Annotated in this window: 15 protein-coding genes and 1 pseudogene; 13 read left to right on the top strand and 3 right to left on the bottom strand. The window is 69.0% G+C overall.

The window, feature by feature from the left end:
• Window positions 1–196 precede the first annotated feature (196 nt).
• From ABLE93_RS10160 to ABLE93_RS10145, 4 genes are all read left to right on the top strand, one after another.
• Window positions 197–583 carry an ANTAR domain-containing protein gene (locus ABLE93_RS10160; protein ID WP_348839669.1) on the top strand — a complete coding sequence of 129 codons (387 nt, stop codon included), beginning with the start codon at window positions 197–199 and terminating at the stop codon, window positions 581–583.
• 173 nt (window positions 584–756) lie between these two features.
• Complete coding sequence (locus ABLE93_RS10155; protein WP_348839668.1) at window positions 757–2,151, top strand: M20/M25/M40 family metallo-hydrolase; 1,395 nt, start codon at window positions 757–759, stop codon at window positions 2,149–2,151.
• A gap of 84 nt (window positions 2,152–2,235) precedes the next feature.
• Entirely contained in the window at window positions 2,236–3,231 is a 996-nt protein-coding gene (locus ABLE93_RS10150) for a zinc transporter ZntB (protein WP_348839667.1), read from the top strand.
• Between the two features lie 116 nt (window positions 3,232–3,347).
• The gene (locus ABLE93_RS10145) at window positions 3,348–4,781 is read left to right on the top strand and encodes an esterase-like activity of phytase family protein (RefSeq protein WP_348839666.1); all 1,434 of its coding nucleotides are present in this window, start codon (window positions 3,348–3,350) and stop codon (window positions 4,779–4,781) included.
• Between the two features lie 106 nt (window positions 4,782–4,887).
• Here ABLE93_RS10145 and ABLE93_RS10140 read toward each other — a convergent pair whose 3' ends face one another.
• On the bottom strand, window positions 4,888–6,462 hold the full coding sequence (locus tag ABLE93_RS10140) for an ArnT family glycosyltransferase (RefSeq protein WP_348839665.1): 1,575 nt from the start codon (window positions 6,460–6,462) through the stop codon (window positions 4,888–4,890).
• Between the two features lie 394 nt (window positions 6,463–6,856).
• Window positions 6,857–7,453, bottom strand: coding sequence for a superoxide dismutase (locus tag ABLE93_RS10135; RefSeq protein ID WP_348839664.1), 597 nt, complete (start codon window positions 7,451–7,453; stop codon window positions 6,857–6,859).
• 202 nt (window positions 7,454–7,655) lie between these two features.
• Between ABLE93_RS10135 and ABLE93_RS10130 the strand changes: the two genes are divergently transcribed.
• Both ABLE93_RS10130 and cobT read left to right on the top strand, forming a co-directional pair.
• The gene (locus ABLE93_RS10130) at window positions 7,656–8,444 is read left to right on the top strand and encodes a hypothetical protein (RefSeq protein ID WP_348839663.1); all 789 of its coding nucleotides are present in this window, start codon (window positions 7,656–7,658) and stop codon (window positions 8,442–8,444) included.
• Between the two features lie 110 nt (window positions 8,445–8,554).
• The gene (gene cobT, locus ABLE93_RS10125) at window positions 8,555–9,577 is read left to right on the top strand and encodes a nicotinate-nucleotide--dimethylbenzimidazole phosphoribosyltransferase (RefSeq protein WP_348839662.1); all 1,023 of its coding nucleotides are present in this window, start codon (window positions 8,555–8,557) and stop codon (window positions 9,575–9,577) included.
• Between the two features lie 7 nt (window positions 9,578–9,584).
• Here cobT and ABLE93_RS10120 read toward each other — a convergent pair whose 3' ends face one another.
• Window positions 9,585–10,601, bottom strand: coding sequence for a sensor histidine kinase (locus ABLE93_RS10120; RefSeq protein WP_348839661.1), 1,017 nt, complete (start codon window positions 10,599–10,601; stop codon window positions 9,585–9,587).
• Between the two features lie 156 nt (window positions 10,602–10,757).
• On the opposite strand from ABLE93_RS10120, the pseudogene ABLE93_RS26975 reads away from it, so the two are divergent.
• The 7 genes and pseudogenes from ABLE93_RS26975 to ABLE93_RS10090 all read left to right on the top strand — a co-directional run.
• A pseudogene (locus ABLE93_RS26975) lies at window positions 10,758–11,033 on the top strand (thermonuclease family protein); the annotation flags it as partial.
• 65 nt (window positions 11,034–11,098) lie between these two features.
• Window positions 11,099–11,263 carry a hypothetical protein gene (locus tag ABLE93_RS10115; protein WP_348839660.1) on the top strand — a complete coding sequence of 55 codons (165 nt, stop codon included), beginning with the start codon at window positions 11,099–11,101 and terminating at the stop codon, window positions 11,261–11,263.
• An 81-nt stretch (window positions 11,264–11,344) separates the two neighbouring features.
• Window positions 11,345–11,956, top strand: coding sequence for a glutathione S-transferase family protein (locus ABLE93_RS10110; RefSeq protein ID WP_348839802.1), 612 nt, complete (start codon window positions 11,345–11,347; stop codon window positions 11,954–11,956).
• A gap of 4 nt (window positions 11,957–11,960) precedes the next feature.
• On the top strand, window positions 11,961–12,704 hold the full coding sequence (locus ABLE93_RS10105; RefSeq protein ID WP_348839659.1) for an MBL fold metallo-hydrolase: 744 nt from the start codon (window positions 11,961–11,963) through the stop codon (window positions 12,702–12,704).
• Window positions 12,688–13,383 carry a uracil-DNA glycosylase family protein gene (locus ABLE93_RS10100; protein ID WP_348839658.1) on the top strand — a complete coding sequence of 232 codons (696 nt, stop codon included), beginning with the start codon at window positions 12,688–12,690 and terminating at the stop codon, window positions 13,381–13,383. Before ABLE93_RS10105 ends, ABLE93_RS10100 begins: the two co-directional genes overlap by 17 nt.
• A gap of 172 nt (window positions 13,384–13,555) precedes the next feature.
• Window positions 13,556–14,716 carry an Mrp/NBP35 family ATP-binding protein gene (locus ABLE93_RS10095; RefSeq protein WP_348839657.1) on the top strand — a complete coding sequence of 387 codons (1,161 nt, stop codon included), beginning with the start codon at window positions 13,556–13,558 and terminating at the stop codon, window positions 14,714–14,716.
• Window positions 14,717–14,893: 177 nt separating this feature from the next.
• Window positions 14,894–15,985 (top strand): TRAP transporter substrate-binding protein, encoded by a 1,092-nt coding sequence (locus ABLE93_RS10090; protein ID WP_348839656.1) that lies wholly within the window; start codon window positions 14,894–14,896, stop codon window positions 15,983–15,985.
• The last annotated feature ends 54 nt before the right edge of the window (window positions 15,986–16,039 follow it).

Genomic DNA, 16,039 nt, shown 5'->3' with positions numbered 1-16,039 from the left:
CCGAAGCGGTTGCGTCGAGAGGCTCATAGCGGTAGGGTTCTAGTGTGTCGGCGGGATTGCGGGGTCGCGCCGACAGAGATGCTCAACGCGCGCGCCCGAACAATCTCTCCGTGCCGGAGTGACCGAGGCGAGCCACGAACTGGAGCGCCTCATGAAGGTGTTGCCGACTGCCCGCATTGTTCTCGTAGATTCTCAGATGGAACGTCGCCAGGCGACGCGTCTCGCCCTGTCCGCGCTCGGCGTGGGCTCGGTGCGCGAGGTCGCGTCCGTGGACGAGGTGAACGATCTCGCCTCGCAGGGCACCGCCGATGTGCTGGTGGTGCAGGTGGACGACCCTGAGGATGCCCCCGCCAATCCCTTCCGCTTCGGCGCGGGAATCCCGGCCGTCCTCGTGGCGGAAGTGCCGGCCCAGCAGCTGGTGCGCATCGCCGGCCGGACAGGATATGACGCCGCCCTTGGCGCCCCGGTGGCGCCGCGGCTGCTCTATCGCCGCATCGGCTCCGTGCTTCAGCGGGCGCGCCGCCTCGGGCGTCCCGCGACGGCCACGGCCAACCAGCCGTCCGATCTCGTCACCGTAAGCTGACTGCAACCCGGCGCGCCTGCGCCGAGCGGATGGTCCTAGACTCCCCCGGCGCCCGCGCCGGGATGACGCCCCTGTTGCGCGTCGCGGCGGCGTTTGGCGCCTTGCCATTCCGCCGTTGTCCCGCCAGCATCGCTGCCGCGAACGGGGGCCTGCGGCCCGCGACGGAGGGTGCGATGGCGGAACTGGACGAGGCCCGGCTTGATCTGACGCTGAAGGCCGTGGACGACGGGCTCGACGGATCGTTGGACCGGCTCTTTTCCTTCCTCAGGATCGCCTCCATCTCCACCGATCCCGCCCATCAGGCGGCCTGCCGTTCTGCGGCGGAATGGGTCGCGGGTGCCCTTGAGGATCTGGGCTTCACGGCGGTCGTGCATCCCACCGCCGGGCATCCCGTGGTGGTGGCGCGCACGGACACCGGCGCGCCGCGCCGCGTGCTGTTCTATGGCCATTACGACGTGCAGCCGGTGGACCCGCTCGACCTGTGGGAGACGCCACCGTTCGAGCCGCGCCTCGGCGAGACGCCGGACGGGCGGCGGACCATCGTCGCCCGCGGCGCCTGCGACGACAAAGGACAGGTCCTCACCTTCCTGGAGGCGCTGCGCGCCTATCGTGCCACCCTCGGCAGGCTCCCGGTGGACGTCACCGTTCTGCTGGAAGGCGAAGAGGAGTGTGGCTCGCCGAACCTGCCCGGCTTCCTCGCTGCCCACGCCGGTGAACTCGCAGCCGACGTCGCCCTCGTCTGCGACACCGGCATGTGGGACCCGCGGACCCCCTCCATCACCACCTCGTTGCGCGGCATCCTGCACACCGAGCTGACCATTGAGGGCGCTGACCGCGACCTGCACTCGGGCCTGTTTGGCGGTGCGGCACGCAACCCCATCCATGTGCTCGCCCAGATCCTCGGCGAGGCGCACGATGCCTCCGGGCGGGTGACCCTGCCAGGCTTCTACGACGACGTGCTTGAACTGCCGGAGGAGGTGCGGACCCGCTGGGCGGGGCTCGGCCTCACCGCCGAGGCTTTCCTGAAGCCCGTGGGGCTGTCCGTGTCGTCCGGCGAGAGCGATCGGATGGTGATCGAGCAGATCCAGTCGCGGCCGACCTTAGAGGTCAACGGCATCTTTGGCGGCTATACCGGCGCCGGCACCAAGACCATCATTCCCGCCCGCGCCACCGCCAAGATCTCCTTCCGCCTCGTGGCGGATCAGGACCCGGCCAAGCTGCGCGCCGGCTTCGAGGCCTTCGTGGCCGAGCGGGTGCCGGCCGATTGCCGTGCGGTGTTCCACTGGGGCGAAGGCGCCCGCGCCTTCCTCGTGCCGCCGGAGAGCCCGAACCTCACCCGGGCCGCCGCGGCGCTGGAACGCGAATGGGGCGTGGCGCCGGTCACCATCGGCTCGGGCGGGTCGATCCCCGTGGTCGGCCAATTCAAGGACCGGCTCGGTGTGGATACCCTGCTCATCGGCTTTGCTTTGGACGACGACCGGGTCCATTCCCCCAACGAGAAGTATGATCTCACCTCGTTCCACAAGGGGACCCGCAGCTGGGTGCGCATCCTCGACGTCCTCGCCTGACGGCGGGGGTGACGCTGCGCGCCCACTTTTTTGCGTCGCGCAATCGTGCGAGGAAGGCACGTGACAGCTGCGACGGAACGCGCCATGGCAAGCCTTTCTGCAAGCATCGACACGGAAGGTCTGGTCTCGGCCTGGCTGTTCGACGGCAAGGGTGGCGCCACCCGCCTGACGCAGGACGCCGCGTTCGCCACGGCCGAGCCCGACACCGGCTTTGTCTGGCTGCATTTCCGCCATCTGCCGCGGGCGCCGCAGACCTGGCTGCGGCGGGCGAGCGGCCTTGATCCCACCGCCGTCGACAGCATGGGCGAGGACCAGAGCCGCCCGCGCTGCGTGATGTTCGCAGAGGGCGCGTTGCTCTCCCTGCGAGGCGTGAACCTCCAGCGCAACGCCTTGCCCGAAGACCTTATCAACGTGCATCTCTGGGTGGACACGCGCCGGGTGATCTCGGTGCAGCACGACGCATTGTCGGCCATCTCCGATCTCGACGACGCGCTTGCCCGTGGCCGTTGCCCGCGCACCCAGGGCGAGTTCGTCGCTGACCTCTCCATGCGGCTCGTGGAGCGCATGGATGCGGTGGTGAACACGCTGATCGACGAGGCGGACGAGCTGGAGGACGCGGTGCTCGTCATCGAGACCTCGGAGCTTCTGCCCAAGCTCGCGGTGCTGCGCCGCGTCGCCATCAAGCTGCGCCGCCACATCGCCCCCCAGCGGGAAGCGCTGAACCACTTTGCGCTGGAAGACGACCCCTGGATGGGCCCGAAGGACAGGAACCGCCTGCGCGACGCCGCCGACCGGGTGGCGCGCCTCTCGGAAGAGCTGGACAGCGTGCGCGAGCGCGCCGCGGTCATCCGCGACCAGATGGTGGACGCGCGGGCCGAGCAGATGAACAAGTCCATGCTCGTGCTTGCCGTGGTGACGGTGGTCTTCGCGCCTATGACGCTCATTTCAGGCATGTTCGGCATGAATGTGGGCGGCATCCCCGGCAACGATGATCCCGCCGCCTTCTGGGCCCTCAGCCTGTTCCTGCTGATTCTGGGCTTCGTGCTTCTGTGGGCATTCCGGCGCCTGCGCTGGATCTGAGCCGCGCCGATGGGGCGCGACTGCCCTACGGTCACGCAAACGTCGTTGAGCTGTCGCCGGAGCGTTACGGCTTGCGGGGCACGTGGGGCGCGCATCGGACCTTCAGGAGGCATTCCATGCGCACGCTGAAATCCTTGACGATCGCGCTCCTCGCCGGAGCTGCCATTGCGCTTCCCGCCCTCATCGTTTCCGCCTCGGCCCAGGACAAGGCGAACCCGGCCACCTCGGCCGCCGCGTCGGAAGGCGCCGCCTTTCCGGCCGTGCTCGCCGGCCATGTGGTCCTGCCTGCCGCCAGCTTCGTTCCGGCGCCGCAGGATGCGCCCGAGGCCCTCAAGGTCTCCGGCAAGTTCACGACCGCCGACCGCACGCGCATCGACGGCGTCGGCAGCGTGAAGGGCGTGAGCGTCCTGTCCGAGAAGAGCGCGCCCCGCGAGACCGGCCTGTCGCTGCCGTTCGAGGGCCAGCCTGTCCAGGGCTTCTCGGGCATCGTGGACGAGGGCGAGGGCCGCTTCCTCGTGCTCACCGACAACGGCTTCGGCTCCAAGGCCAACTCGCCGGACACCATGCTCATGGCCCACCACCTGAAGATGGACTTCAAGGCCGGCCAGATCGAGCGCGTGTCGACGCTCTTCCTGCACGACCCGGACAAGAAGGTCCGCTTCCCCATCGTCATGGAGGCGAGCCCGACCCGCTACCTCACCGGTTCCGACTTCGATCTTGAGTCCATCCAGGTCGCCGGCGACAGCCTGTGGTTCGGCGAAGAGTTCGGCCCCTTCCTCATCGAGACCGATCTGAACGGCAAGGTGAAGCAGGTGTTCGAGACCAAGGTGGACGGCAAGGTGGTGCGCTCGCCTGACCACCCGGCGCTCACCACCCCCTCCGCGCCCGACGGCAAAGTGGCGTTCAGCGCCGCGCGGTCCAAGGGCTTCGAGGGCATGGCGATCTCGCCCGACAAGACCAAGCTCTATGCGCTGCTGGAAGGCCCGCTGTTCGATGCGGCCACCGGCGGCAAGGAGAAGGTTGGCGAGGCGGAAGTGCTGCGCATTGTCGAGTTCGACATTGCCAAGCGCGAGTGGACCGGCCGCTCCTGGAAGTATCCCCTGGCGGTGGCGGGCAACGCCATCGGCGATTTCAACATGATCGACGACACCCACGCCCTCATCATCGAGCGCGACAATCTGGAAGGCACGCGCTTCAAGGCCTGCACGGACGGCAAGGCGGCTCCCACGTGCTTCGACAAGCCGGCGCAGTTCAAGCGGGTGTACAAGGTGGCGTTCTCGCCCGAGACCGCCGGCCAGCCGGTGCGCAAGGTGGGCTACATCGATCTCCTCGCCATCAAGGATCCCAACGGCAAGGCGAAGCAGGGCGGCACCGAAGGCGTGCTGGACATGCCCTTCTTCACCATCGAGAACGTCGTGATGGTGAGCCCCACGCAGATCGTGGTGGGCAACGACAACAACCTGCCGTACTCCGCAGGCCGCATCCCGCAGAAGAACGACGACAACGAGTTCGTCCTGCTGGACGTGCCGGAGCTGCTGAAGGCGCAGTGAGCTTCGTCCCGCGCCGCCTCCGGGGGGCGGCGGCGCGCGGATGGATGCGGAAAGGCCGGGCGACAGCCCGGCCTTTTTGCGTTGGGGAATAAGAAGGCGACGGCCGCTACTGGCCGGCGGCGAAAACGCTCGGGAAGGGCCGGCCCCGCACGTCGTAGACGGTGGCGTAGGTGACGCCTTCCCGCTCGATCTTCACCAGCAGCGGCGCCCGCACGTCGGCGCAATAGAACTCGCCGAGGCGCATGTAGAAGTCCGCGTCGCGCCCGTCATAGGTCGTTTCGTAGCGCGGGCCGAGCTCGGCGGCGGCGGCGAAATGGGGGCCGCAGACGGCGACCCGCAGCTTGCGCCCCTGGGGCAGGGTGCGGCGGTGCTGCTCGACGTACTCGTCCAGCTCCTCGGTGGCCTGCTTGAAGGCGAGGCCCCAATAATCGAGCATGAACAAGCGGTCCGCACCCTGAATGCCGCCGACGAAGCGGTTGTAATAGGTGTATTCATACGGGTGTAGATTGCGGAAGGCGAGCGCCGGCAGGGCGAAGCCCACCAGGAAGGCCGCTGCGACGGCACCCTGTGCGAGGCGCGGCAGGCGCTGCGTCTGCTGCCAGATCCAGGCGGCCGCGAAGCCGCCGAGCAGCGCCAGCGCCGGGGTGACGAACACGAAGTGCCGCACGCCGTTGTACATCACCGGGCGGGTGGCAACGGTGAGCAGCACCGGGAAGACGGCTGCGGTGAGCACCAGCACCAGGGCCGCGCGGCGCGCCGGCGTGTCCTTGCCCACGACGGCCGCGACCAGCGCACCGGCCATGCCGGCGATGGAGAGACCGAGGAAGACCTCGGGCATCTGCACCGAGAACAGGGTGGGCACATAGGTGCGCGGCATGTCGGGCACGAGGATGGGACGGCCCTCGAACATCTCGCGCCACGGCACTTCCCAGAAGTGGGAATAATACTTGAGTGCAACCAGCGGGTTCAGCGGCTCCGCCACGCCCCAGGGCCAGACGATGCCGAGCATGAGATAGGCGAGCGGCAGGCCGAGGGTGAGCAGGCCCACGAACCGCGCGCTGCGGGCGAGGGCCGGCCCGACGCCGAGCTTCACGCTCTCTACCGCCAGCACGAACAGCAGCCCCGCCACCAGATACACGCCGCACAGCAGGCCGAGAACCCGCGTGCCCACTGCAAGGCCGAGGAACAGGCCGAAGAGGGTGACGGTACGCGGCGAGGGCTGGGGGAATTCATCGAAGGCGCGGATCAGCGCATAGATCACGCCGGCCACCGCCACGGCGAAGGGCGCGTCCTTCGCATTCATGAACATGTGGCCGTAATAGAGCGGGCAGATCATGAGCAGCGCGAGCGCCGCGAGCCCGCCCCACGGGCCGGCGAGGCGACGGCCGGCGCGCCAGACCAGGAAGAAGCCGATGATGCCGACGAGCGCCCCGAGCAGGCGGCGGATGTCGAACACATCCACGAAGGGCAGGGCCTTGGCGATGGCCGCTGCGGCAAGGTCGAAGCCGCCGCCGTAGTAATAGAGGTTCACGAAGGAGAAGACCTTCCGATAGGTCATCCCCGAGGCGAAATAGGCGTAGAGCAGGTCGCCGTATTGGGAGTGGGTGAAGTCGTCCCAGCCGAGGCCGTAGTCCGAATAGGTGAGGGATGCGATCACCGCCACGCCAGCGATGAGGACCATGGCGCACGCGTCCGCAATCGCGCCCGGCCGACGTTCGATCTCATGGAACGACATGAAAGGAGGACCCCAACCACCCAATACTTCAGACGCGCGCTCAGGGAACTGCCCCCGATCCCCTCGACCTTAGGTTGATGTCAATATCATACCGCAGGCGCTGGTGAGCGTCACAGATAAGATCGAGTAGCCGGAGATCGCAACAAAATTATGCTGTGCGTTGCAAAAGGTTGCGGCGTTTTCGTGTGGAATTGCGGCAAACCGGTCACAGCGTCCCAAGGAAAGGTGCGCCGTTTTTCTTGCGGGGCAGAGTCGATCACCGCCAAGAAGTAAGTCCAGGCGCCCGGTTTCTTGCGCCGGTTGAGCGCCTCCCGGCCCGAGGCCGGGAGGCGGAATTCAATCAGGCCGCCTTGCTGTAGAGCTCGGCCACGTAGTCCCAGTTGATGAGGTGGTCGACGAACGCCTTCAGGTAGTCCGGGCGGCGGTTGCGGTAGTCGATGTAGTAGGAATGCTCCCACACGTCGACGCCGAGGATGGGGGTCGCGCCCTGCACCAGGGGGTTCTCGCCGTTCGCGCTCTTCATGACGACAAGCTTGCCGTCCTTGAGGGCGAGCCAGGCCCAGCCCGAACCGAACTGGCCGACGCCGGCGGCGATGAAGTCTTCCTTGAACTTATCGATCGAGCCGATGTCCTCGATGATCTTCTTCTCGATCTCGCCGGGAATGGCGCCGCCGCCGTTGGGCTTCATCCAATTCCAGAAATGCAGGTGGTTGTAGTGCTGGCCGGCATTGTTGAAGAGCGGGGCGTTCTTGCCGAACGAGCCCACCACGATCTCCTCAAGGGTTTTTCCTTCAAATTCAGTTCCCTTTAGGAGATTGTTGCCATTATTGACATAAGCGAGGTGGTGCTTGTCGTGGTGGTATTCCAGGGTCTCGCGCGACATGTAGGGCGCGAGCGCGTCATAGGCATAAGGCAGGTCGGGCAGCGTGAAGGACATGAAACATCTCCGCAATCTATCCGGCGTCATGCCCGGGGCGAAATCGCTGCCCCGGCGCCACACCGGGTATACGACATGTCCGAGCGAGCACCTAGATAGGGTGGCCGTCGCCATCAAACAACCTTGAAGCAGCCGATTTTCCCGGCGAGGTACCACCTTGGTGTAGAGCGGCTGCGGCCGGCAAGCGGAAGTGGGGTGCGCGATGTGGTGGTTCCTGGTCCTTCTCGGCGTTCTGATCGCATTGGCCGGGCTCGCGGTCATCGCGCTCGGCGTGTCGATTTTCGTGTCCACCTTCGGCAACACCCTCATCACCACCGGCGCGGTGGCGGCATCGGGCGGCTTCGTCATCACGGCGATGGGGCTGGTGCTGCGCCAGCTTGAGCGCCTGACCCGACAGATCGACCGCGCCTATCCGGCGGAGGGGGGCGAGGAGGCCCACGCCCCGTCCGCCCCGCCGCCCGCCCGCGCCCCCGCCGCCCGCGGCTCGGCGCCGCGCCTGTCGGTGGACGATCTCGTCCCGCCCGGCGACGAGAGAGGTGCGGAGGCCCCCATCGCCCCGCCTTCCCCGCCGGTCCGCGATCGGCAGCGCGCGCTGCCCGCCTCACCTCTGCTGGGCGGTCCCGAGGGCGCAGAAGGCGCCGACCCCATGGTCGAGGCGCGCCGCCAGCGCCTGCAGCGCCGCGCCGAGCCGGCGCCCGAGGCGCCCGCCGCCCCGCCGGCCCCGCCGCGCCCGCGCACCGGCTACGAGCCCCCGTCGCGTCCCGCCCGCGCCGCGCCCGCCGAGGCTCCCCCCGTTCCTGCCCCGCCGCCGCCCGCGCCCCGGCGGGACGCCGAGGAGCCCCGCATCCTGAAGTCCGGCATCGTCGGAGGCATGGCCTACACCCTCTACTCCGACGGCTCGATCCAGGCCGAGCTGCCGGACGGCGTGGTGCGCTTCGCCTCGCTCCAGGAACTGCGCGACCACGTGGCACAGGCCCAGACGGACCGCTGAGCCGGCCGGGGCTGCACGCCGCCCCATTTGCGGGATCGGGGCGCGCGCTCTATTGAGCGCCACGTCCTTCGCCCGGCCGCGTGCCCGGCGCCCACAGGTGCTGCGTCCCGATGTATCCTCCCGCTTCCGGCTCGCCCTTCGACGACATCCGCCATCTGGTCGCCACCATGCCTGGCCCCGTCGAGGGCGCGCGGGAGGCGGCGCTCGCCCGGCAGGACCAGCTGGTCAAGCCACCAGGGGCCCTCGGCCGCCTCGAGGCCATCGTTGCCCATCTGGCCGCCTGGCAGGGCAACGCCATGCCGACCGTCAACCGCCCCATGGTGGCGGTGTTCGCCGCCACCCACGGCGTCGCCGAGCGTGGCGTCTCGCCCTATCCCGGCGCGGTGACGAAGCAGATGATGGCGACCTTCACGGCGGGGAAGGCGGCCGTGAACCAGATCTGCGCCACGTTCGACGCCGGCCTGCGGGTGTTCGACCTCGCCCTCGACTATCCCACACCGGACATCACGCAGGACGCCGCCCTCGACGAGAAGGCCTGCGCCGCCACCATGGCCTTCGGCATGGAGGCCATCGCCGGCGGCTCGGATCTGCTGTGCCTCGGCGAAATGGGCATCGGCAACACCACCATCGCTGCCGCTTTGTGCCACGGCCTCTATGGCGGGACGGCGGAGGACTGGGTGGGCGCCGGCACCGGCTCCACCGGCGCGGTGCTCGAACGCAAGGTGGAGGCGGTGCGCGCGGCGGTGGCCTTCCACAAGGATCATCTCGCGGACCCTCTGGAAGTGCTGCGCCGGCTCGGTGGGCGCGAGGTGGCGGCCATCGCCGGCGCCATCATCGCCGCCCGGCACGAGAACGTGCCGGTGGTCCTGGATGGTTTCGTCGTCACCGCCGCCGCCGCGGTGCTGCACGCCATGGATCCCTCGGCCCTCGATCATTGCCTCGCCGGCCATGTCTCTTCGGAAAAGGCCCATCGCATGTTGCTGGAGCGCCTCGGCCTCGTGCCCATCCTCGATCTCGGGATGCGCCTCGGCGAGGGCTCGGGCGCCGCGCTGGCGGTGGGTGTGGTGAAGGCGGCGGTGGCCTGCCACCGGGGCATGGCGACCTTCGCCGAGGCGGGCGTCGCCGAGGCCTGAGTCCACCTTAAGCCGCGGGCAGGGTGCGCCCTTCCGGGAGCCGGATCAGCGCCCGCGTGCCGCCGCCTGAGCGGCGGGTCAGTTCCAGGCTGCCGCCGTGCAAGGCAGCCAGCCCGCGCGCGATGGCGAGGCCCAGTCCGGCGCCGCGGCCGGTGGCAAGATCGAGCCGGCTCTCGCGCGGATGGGCAGCGCCCAGCGGCAGTTCGTCGTCGGCGATGCCCGGCCCGCTGTCCTCCACCGCGATGAACGCCCCGCCGTCCGCACCGATGCCGACGAGGAGGCGCACGCAGCCGCCGGCGGGCGTGAACTTGACCGCATTGGCCAGCAGGTTGAGCGCGATCTGCCGCAGCGCCCGCTCGTCGCCCCACAGGCGTGGTGCGTCCGGCGAGCTTTCGGCGCCGAGGGCGATGCCGCGCGCGGTGGCCTGCGGCCGCACCATGGCGAGGCACTCCTCGGCCAGCCGGTCGAGCCGCACCGGCGTTTCTACCAGCGTGCGGTGGCCGCTCTCGATGCGGGCGAGGTCGAGGAGATCGTCGGCGAGCGCCAGCAGGTGCCGCCCGGACGCGTGGATGTCACGGGCGTAGCCGCCATAGGCGGGCACCCGGTGGGGGCCGAGCACCTCCTCCGCCATCATCTCGGAAAAGCCCATCACCGTGTTGAGGGGGGTGCGCAACTCGTGGCTCATCTCGGCGAGGAAGCGGGATTTGGCGAGGCTCTCGGCCGCGGCCTGCCGGCTCTCGGCCTCGGCTGCATCGGCCCGGGCCTGCGTCCGTTTCAGCGCCGCCTCGAGCCGCGCGGTGCGCCGGGCAAGAAGCCCCAGCGCCAGGAGGCCCGCCGCGCCGCCTGCCAGCGCGCCGGTGAAGCCGGAGAGACTGCCGCCCGCCAGCGCCAGACCGGCGGCAGCCAGCAAGGCGAGGAGGAGGGCGCCGTGCCGCCCCCCGTTCGGCGCCGCGAATCCCTCCGCCGGCCCCGCCGGCTCGGTTCGGCGGGTGTCGTCGAGCGGTGGGCAGAGGGGGCCGGACATGCGGCGGGAGCCCTTCGCGCAGGGGCCTGGAAAAGGGCCCTGGCCTGACGGAAACCGTGAGACCCGACTCCTGCGGCAGGCCGGTTAACGACCGGTTAACGCCGTCGCCCCATCCTCCGCCGAGCGGGCTGCTCCCGCCGCCCGCCGCCCCGCCCAATGAGCCCCAAACCCATGCGCCTGTTCGATCTTGTGCGCGCTGCGTTGGTCCTCGCCGTGCTCGCCGGCGCGGCGGCGGTCCTGACGCGGCAGGAGCGTCTGGACGGGCGGGCGCAGGCGGTGGACGGCGACACGCTCGAAATCGCCGGCACCCATGTGCGACTCGCCGGGATCGACGCGCCGGAATTGCGGCAGACCTGCACCAGGGAGGGGCGGCCGTGGCGCTGCGGCGAGGCGGCCCGGCAACTGCTGGAGGCGACGCTGGGCGAAGCGCCCGTCTCTTGCCTTCAGCTCGACCGCGACCGCTACGGTCGGCCGGTGGCGCGCTGCACCATTGGGGGGTGGATCTCGCCGACCGGATGGTGCGCGCCGGGCTGGCGCTTGCCTATCTGCGCCATGACCACGACGCCGCGGAGGCGGAAGCGCGGGCGGCGCGGCGGGGGATTTGGGCAGGCGGGTTCGAGGCGCCGGCGGACTATCGCGCCGCCCACCCGCGCGGACCGTAAGGCGGGATCGGGGCCTTGCGCGCCCGGATCAGGCATGGTTCTTCGATCGGACAAGAATACGGGTCGGGGAGGCCGAACGCCATGCAACTTTATGATTCCGGCCGCGCGCCAAATCCGCGGCGGGTCCGCATCTTTTTGGCGGAAAAGGGGATTTCGGTTCCGCTCGTGCCGGTCGATCTCGGGCGGATGGAAAACAAGTCTCCGGAATTCACCTCCATCAATCCCCGCCAGCGCGTGCCCGTGCTGGTTCTGGACGACGGCACCGCCATCGCCGAGACCATGGCCATCTGCCGCTTTTTCGAGGCGCTCCAGCCCGAACCCAACCTGTTCGGCCAGACGCCGAAGGAGCAGGGGCTGGTGGAAATGTGGCAGCGGCGGGCGGAATTGGACCTGCTGATTCCGATCATGATGGTGCTGCGCCATCTCAACCCCGGCATGGCCCAGGCGGAGGTGCCGCAGGTGGCTGAATGGGGCGAGGTGAACAAGCCCAAGGTGCTGGCAGCGCTTGAGTTTTTCAACGATTCCCTGGCCGACAAGGCGTACCTCGCGGGCGATCGCTTCACGGTGGCGGACATCACGCTGCTGGTGGCGCTCGACTTCCTGCGGGTGATCCGCACCGAGGTGCCGCAGGACCATGCGCACCTCCTGCGCTGGCGCGATGTGGTCTCGCAGCGGCCGAGTGCAAAGGCTTGAAAAGATGAAGCTTAAGGTGGTGGGATGCGGGGATGCCTTCGGCTCGGGCGGGCGGGGCAGCTCCTGCTTCCGGGTCGAGGCGGCGGACCTGACCGTGACGCTGGATTTCGGTGCCAGTTCACTGGTGAATCACCACCGGTTCGGTCTCGATTCGGCGAACATCGACATCATCTTCCTCAGCCACCTGCACGGCGACCATTTCGCCGGTATCCCGTTCCTGCTGCTGGACGGGCAATTCGTCCACCGCCGCCAGCGTCCCCTCGTCATCGTCGGGCCGCCGGGCACGCGGGCGCGGCTCGAGGCGGCGATGGAGGTCCTGTTCCCCCGCATGGCGACCAATCCCTGGCGCTTCGACTGGCGGGTGGAGGAGGTGGAGCCCGGCTCCACCTCCCGGCACGGCCCGCTCACCTGCACCACTGCCCAGGTGGTCCATGCCTCCGGGGCACCCTCCACGGCGCTGCGGCTGACCAACGGGGCGCGGACCATCGCCTTCTCCGGCGACACCGAATGGACCGACGCGCTGCTGCCTATCGCCCGGGACGCCGACCTGTTCATCTGCGAGAGCTTCGCCTTCGACGGCAGCCCCCACGGCCACCTCGCCTACGAGACGGTGGCGGCGCGGCGGGCGGACCTCGGGGCCAGGCGCATCCTCCTCACCCATATGGGCGACGCCATGTGGGCGCGGCGGGGCGAGGTGGACGCCGCCCACTTCAGCGTGGCCGAGGACGGGCTTGAGCTCGACATCTGATCCCGCCGGAGCGGAAGCCCTCGACGCTTTGGTGGCGCGCATCCGCGCCTGCCGCATCTGCCGCGACGCGCCGAAGGGGCCGCCGCTGCCGCACGAGCCGCGCCCGGTGCTGCGGGTCTCCGGCGGCGCGTCCATCCTGGTGGCGAGCCAGGCTCCCGGCACCAAGGTGCATCTCTCCGGCCTACCGTTCACCGATGCCTCCGGCGACCGGCTCAGGTCCTGGATGGGGGTGGACAACCAGACCTTCTATGACGTCTCCCGCATCGCCATCGCGCCCATGGGCTTCTGCTTTCCCGGCCAGGATGCGGCGGGGGGCGACCTCCCGCCGCGGCGGGAATGCGTCGCCACCTGGCACGATGGTCTGTTTGCCGCGCTGCCGCCGTTCCGCCTGATCCTGGCGGTGGGCCGGCCGGCACAGGCCTATCACCTCGCCCGGCTCGGCCTTGCCGCCCACCTGAAGGCGAGCCTCACCGAGACGGTGGCGGGCTGGCGGCAGGTCCGCGCAGCGGGCGCCGCCCTGGCGCATCCGGTGGCGGTCTATACCCTGCCGCACCCGTCATGGCGCAACACCGGCTGGCTGAAGAAGAACCCCTTCTTCGAACGCGAGCTGCTGCCCCAGCTTCAGGCCGACATCGCCCGGGCGCTCGCCGGTGGGCAAGGCGGGGACGCATTCAGATGAAACCGGAATTGATTGCCTTGGCCCTAAAGTTTGCCCAAGAATTGGTCAGCGCACATATGTCAGGCTTTGCAGTTGCGGCCTGTCGTGCGAATCAAAGGGTAACTTCTAATCATTCCAGTCCGGCACCGCGCTGCCCCCAACCTCGCGCGTCGTCCGGCGGGGGAGTTGAGTGATGACCAGCGACACGGCCGAACTGAGCGAAGACCAGGTCCGTTCCACCCTCGCCAAGGTGCGCACCCCGGAGGGTGTGGCGCTGTCGGTGTCGCCGGCCCTGTCCGGCGTGGTGGTCACCTCGGGCAAGGTCTATCTCTCCATCAACATCGATCCGGCCCAGGCGCGGGCGTGGGAGGATGTGCGCATCGCCGCGGAGACCGCGGTCCGGGCGCTGCCGGGGGTCGCCTCCGCCCTCGTCACCCTCACCGCCGAGCGGGCGAAGGCGCCCGCCGCACCCGCCGCCCCGGCGGCCCATAGCCACGGCCATGGACACGGCCACGCCCACGGCGGGGCGCCGGCGCCCCGCGGCATCGCGGTGCCCGGCGTCGCCTCCATCATCGCGGTGGCGTCCGGCAAGGGCGGCGTGGGCAAGTCCACCACCTCCATCAACCTGGCGCTGGGCCTGCGCGACCTCGGCCTGAAGGTGGGCCTGCTCGATGCCGACATCTACGGCCCCTCCGTGCCGCGCCTCACCGGCGTCGCCCAGAAGCCGGAGACGACGGCCGACGGCAAGACCATGATTCCGCTCGAGAATTTCGGCCTCCAGCTGATGTCCATCGGCTTCCTCGTGGAGGAAGACACGCCGATGATCTGGCGCGGACCCATGGTGATGTCCGCCATTTCGCAGATGCTCAAGGAGGTGAAGTGGGGCCCCCTCGACGTGCTGGTGGTGGACATGCCCCCCGGCACCGGCGACGCCCAGCTCACCATGGCGCAGCAGGTGAACCTCGCCGGCGCGGTCATCGTCTCCACCCCGCAGGACCTCGCCCTCATCGACGCGCGGCGCGGCGTCGCCATGTTCGAGCGGGTGAACATCCCGATCCTCGGGGTGGTGGAGAACATGTCCCACTTCATCTGCCCCCATTGCGGCGGCCGGTCCGACATTTTCGGCCACGGCGGCGCCCATGCGGAGGCCGACAAGCTGGGCGTGCCCTTCCTTGGCGAGATCCCGCTCCACATGCGCATCCGCGAAATGTCGGATGCCGGCCTGCCCATCCTCGTCTCGGATCCGGACAGCCCGCAGGCGGCGGCCTACCGGCACGTGGCCAAGGGCGTAAAGGACGCCCTCGACCGCGCTACGGCGCAGAGCCGGCAGGCGCCGCGCATCGTGATCGAGTAGCAAGGGGCGGGCCTGCCCCGCACCTTCCTTGCTGCTGCGCCGGCTTTTCCTGCGGCCGCGCTGGAGGCCTTGGTCTTTGAGCGCGGTTGAGCAGCCGGTCCGCCTGCTCTAAAAGGCGGTACGACGGCCCGCCTTTGGCTGCGGCGCTGCGTGTCAAAGATGCCTAGGGAGCCCCCAATGAAACGCCGTGATTTCCTGACCGCCACCGGCGCGGGCGTCGCCGCTTCCGCCGCCGTGGCCATGCCGGCCATTGCCCAGTCGGCCCCGGAAGTGAAGTGGCGCTGCACGTCCTCCTTCCCGAAGTCGCTCGACACCATCTATGGCGCCGCCGAGCTGATGGCCAAGCAGGTGGCCGAGATCACCGACGGCAAGTTCCAGATCCAGGTGTTCGCGGCGGGCGAAATCGTGCCCGGCCTCCAGGCTCTCGACGCCACCACCAACAAGACCGTCGAGATGTGCCACTCGGCGTCCTATTATTATGTGGGCAAGGACCCGACCTTCGGGCTCGGCACCGCCATTCCGTTCGGCCTCAACGCCCGCCAGATCAACGCCTGGTTCCTGTTCGGGAACGGCCTGACCCTGATGAACGAATTCTACAAGAAGTACGGCGTGTCCATGTTCCCGGGCGGCAACACGGGCGGCCAGATGGGCGGCTGGTTCCGCAAGGAGATCAAGAGCGTCGCCGATCTTCAGGGCCTCAAGATGCGCATCGCCGGCGTGGGCGGCCAGGTTCTGGCGAAGCTCGGCGTGGTGCCGCAGCAGCTCGCCGGCGGCGACATCTATCCCGCGCTCGAAAAGGGCACCATCGACGCCGCCGAGTGGGTCGGTCCCTATGACGACGAGCGCCTCGGCCTGTTCAAGGTGGCCCAGTATTATTACTTCCCCGGCTGGTGGGAGGGCTCCGCCGCGCTCAACTTCTTCGTCAATCAGGAGAAGCTGAACGAACTGCCGAAGGTCTACCGGGCGGCGCTCACCTCCGCCATGGCGCAGGCCAACGAGAGCATGCTCGCGAGCTACGACGCGAAGAACCCCGTGGCGATCCAGAGCCTGGTGAAGGCCGGCACCCAGCTGCGCCGCTATCCCAACGACGTGATGGACGCCGCCTACAAGGCTTCGCAGCAGCTCTACGAAGAGATCGGCGCCAAGAACGAGGACTTCAAGAAGATCTACGAGGACATGCGGACGTTCCGCAACAACGCTTATCTGTGGTGGCAGATCGTCGAGTTCACCTACGACGACTTCATGGTGCGCGCCCGCACCCGCGGCTGACGCGACTTCCAAGCAACTGTCATCCACACAAGGCAAAGCCCCGGAGCGCTGCTC

It is taken from the genome of Xanthobacter pollutisoli (assembly GCF_040044995.1).
Taxonomy (GTDB): domain Bacteria; phylum Pseudomonadota; class Alphaproteobacteria; order Rhizobiales; family Xanthobacteraceae; genus Xanthobacter.
The sequence above is the reverse complement of the archived record's forward strand: the minus strand, read 5'-3'. Positions and strand labels throughout refer to the sequence as shown.

Bases quoted from the DNA above. Each gene is read 5' to 3' on its own strand.
- ABLE93_RS10160 (WP_348839669.1), top strand. From the start codon at position 197: ATGGAACGTCGCCAGGCGACGCGTCTCGCCCTGTCCGCGCTCGGCGTG.
- ABLE93_RS10155 (WP_348839668.1), top strand. From the start codon at position 757: ATGGCGGAACTGGACGAGGCCCGGCTTGATCTGACGCTGAAGGCCGTG.
- ABLE93_RS10150 (WP_348839667.1), top strand. From the start codon at position 2,236: ATGGCAAGCCTTTCTGCAAGCATCGACACGGAAGGTCTGGTCTCGGCC.
- ABLE93_RS10145 (WP_348839666.1), top strand. From the start codon at position 3,348: ATGCGCACGCTGAAATCCTTGACGATCGCGCTCCTCGCCGGAGCTGCC.
- ABLE93_RS10140 (WP_348839665.1), bottom strand. From the start codon at position 6,462: ATGGTCCTCATCGCTGGCGTGGCGGTGATCGCATCCCTCACCTATTCG.
- ABLE93_RS10135 (WP_348839664.1), bottom strand. From the start codon at position 7,453: ATGTCCTTCACGCTGCCCGACCTGCCTTATGCCTATGACGCGCTCGCG.
- ABLE93_RS10130 (WP_348839663.1), top strand. From the start codon at position 7,656: ATGTGGTGGTTCCTGGTCCTTCTCGGCGTTCTGATCGCATTGGCCGGG.
- cobT (WP_348839662.1), top strand. From the start codon at position 8,555: ATGTATCCTCCCGCTTCCGGCTCGCCCTTCGACGACATCCGCCATCTG.
- ABLE93_RS10120 (WP_348839661.1), bottom strand. From the start codon at position 10,601: ATGTCCGGCCCCCTCTGCCCACCGCTCGACGACACCCGCCGAACCGAG.
- ABLE93_RS10110 (WP_348839802.1), top strand. From the start codon at position 11,345: ATGCAACTTTATGATTCCGGCCGCGCGCCAAATCCGCGGCGGGTCCGC.
- ABLE93_RS10105 (WP_348839659.1), top strand. From the start codon at position 11,961: ATGAAGCTTAAGGTGGTGGGATGCGGGGATGCCTTCGGCTCGGGCGGG.
- ABLE93_RS10095 (WP_348839657.1), top strand. From the start codon at position 13,556: ATGACCAGCGACACGGCCGAACTGAGCGAAGACCAGGTCCGTTCCACC.
- ABLE93_RS10090 (WP_348839656.1), top strand. From the start codon at position 14,894: ATGAAACGCCGTGATTTCCTGACCGCCACCGGCGCGGGCGTCGCCGCT.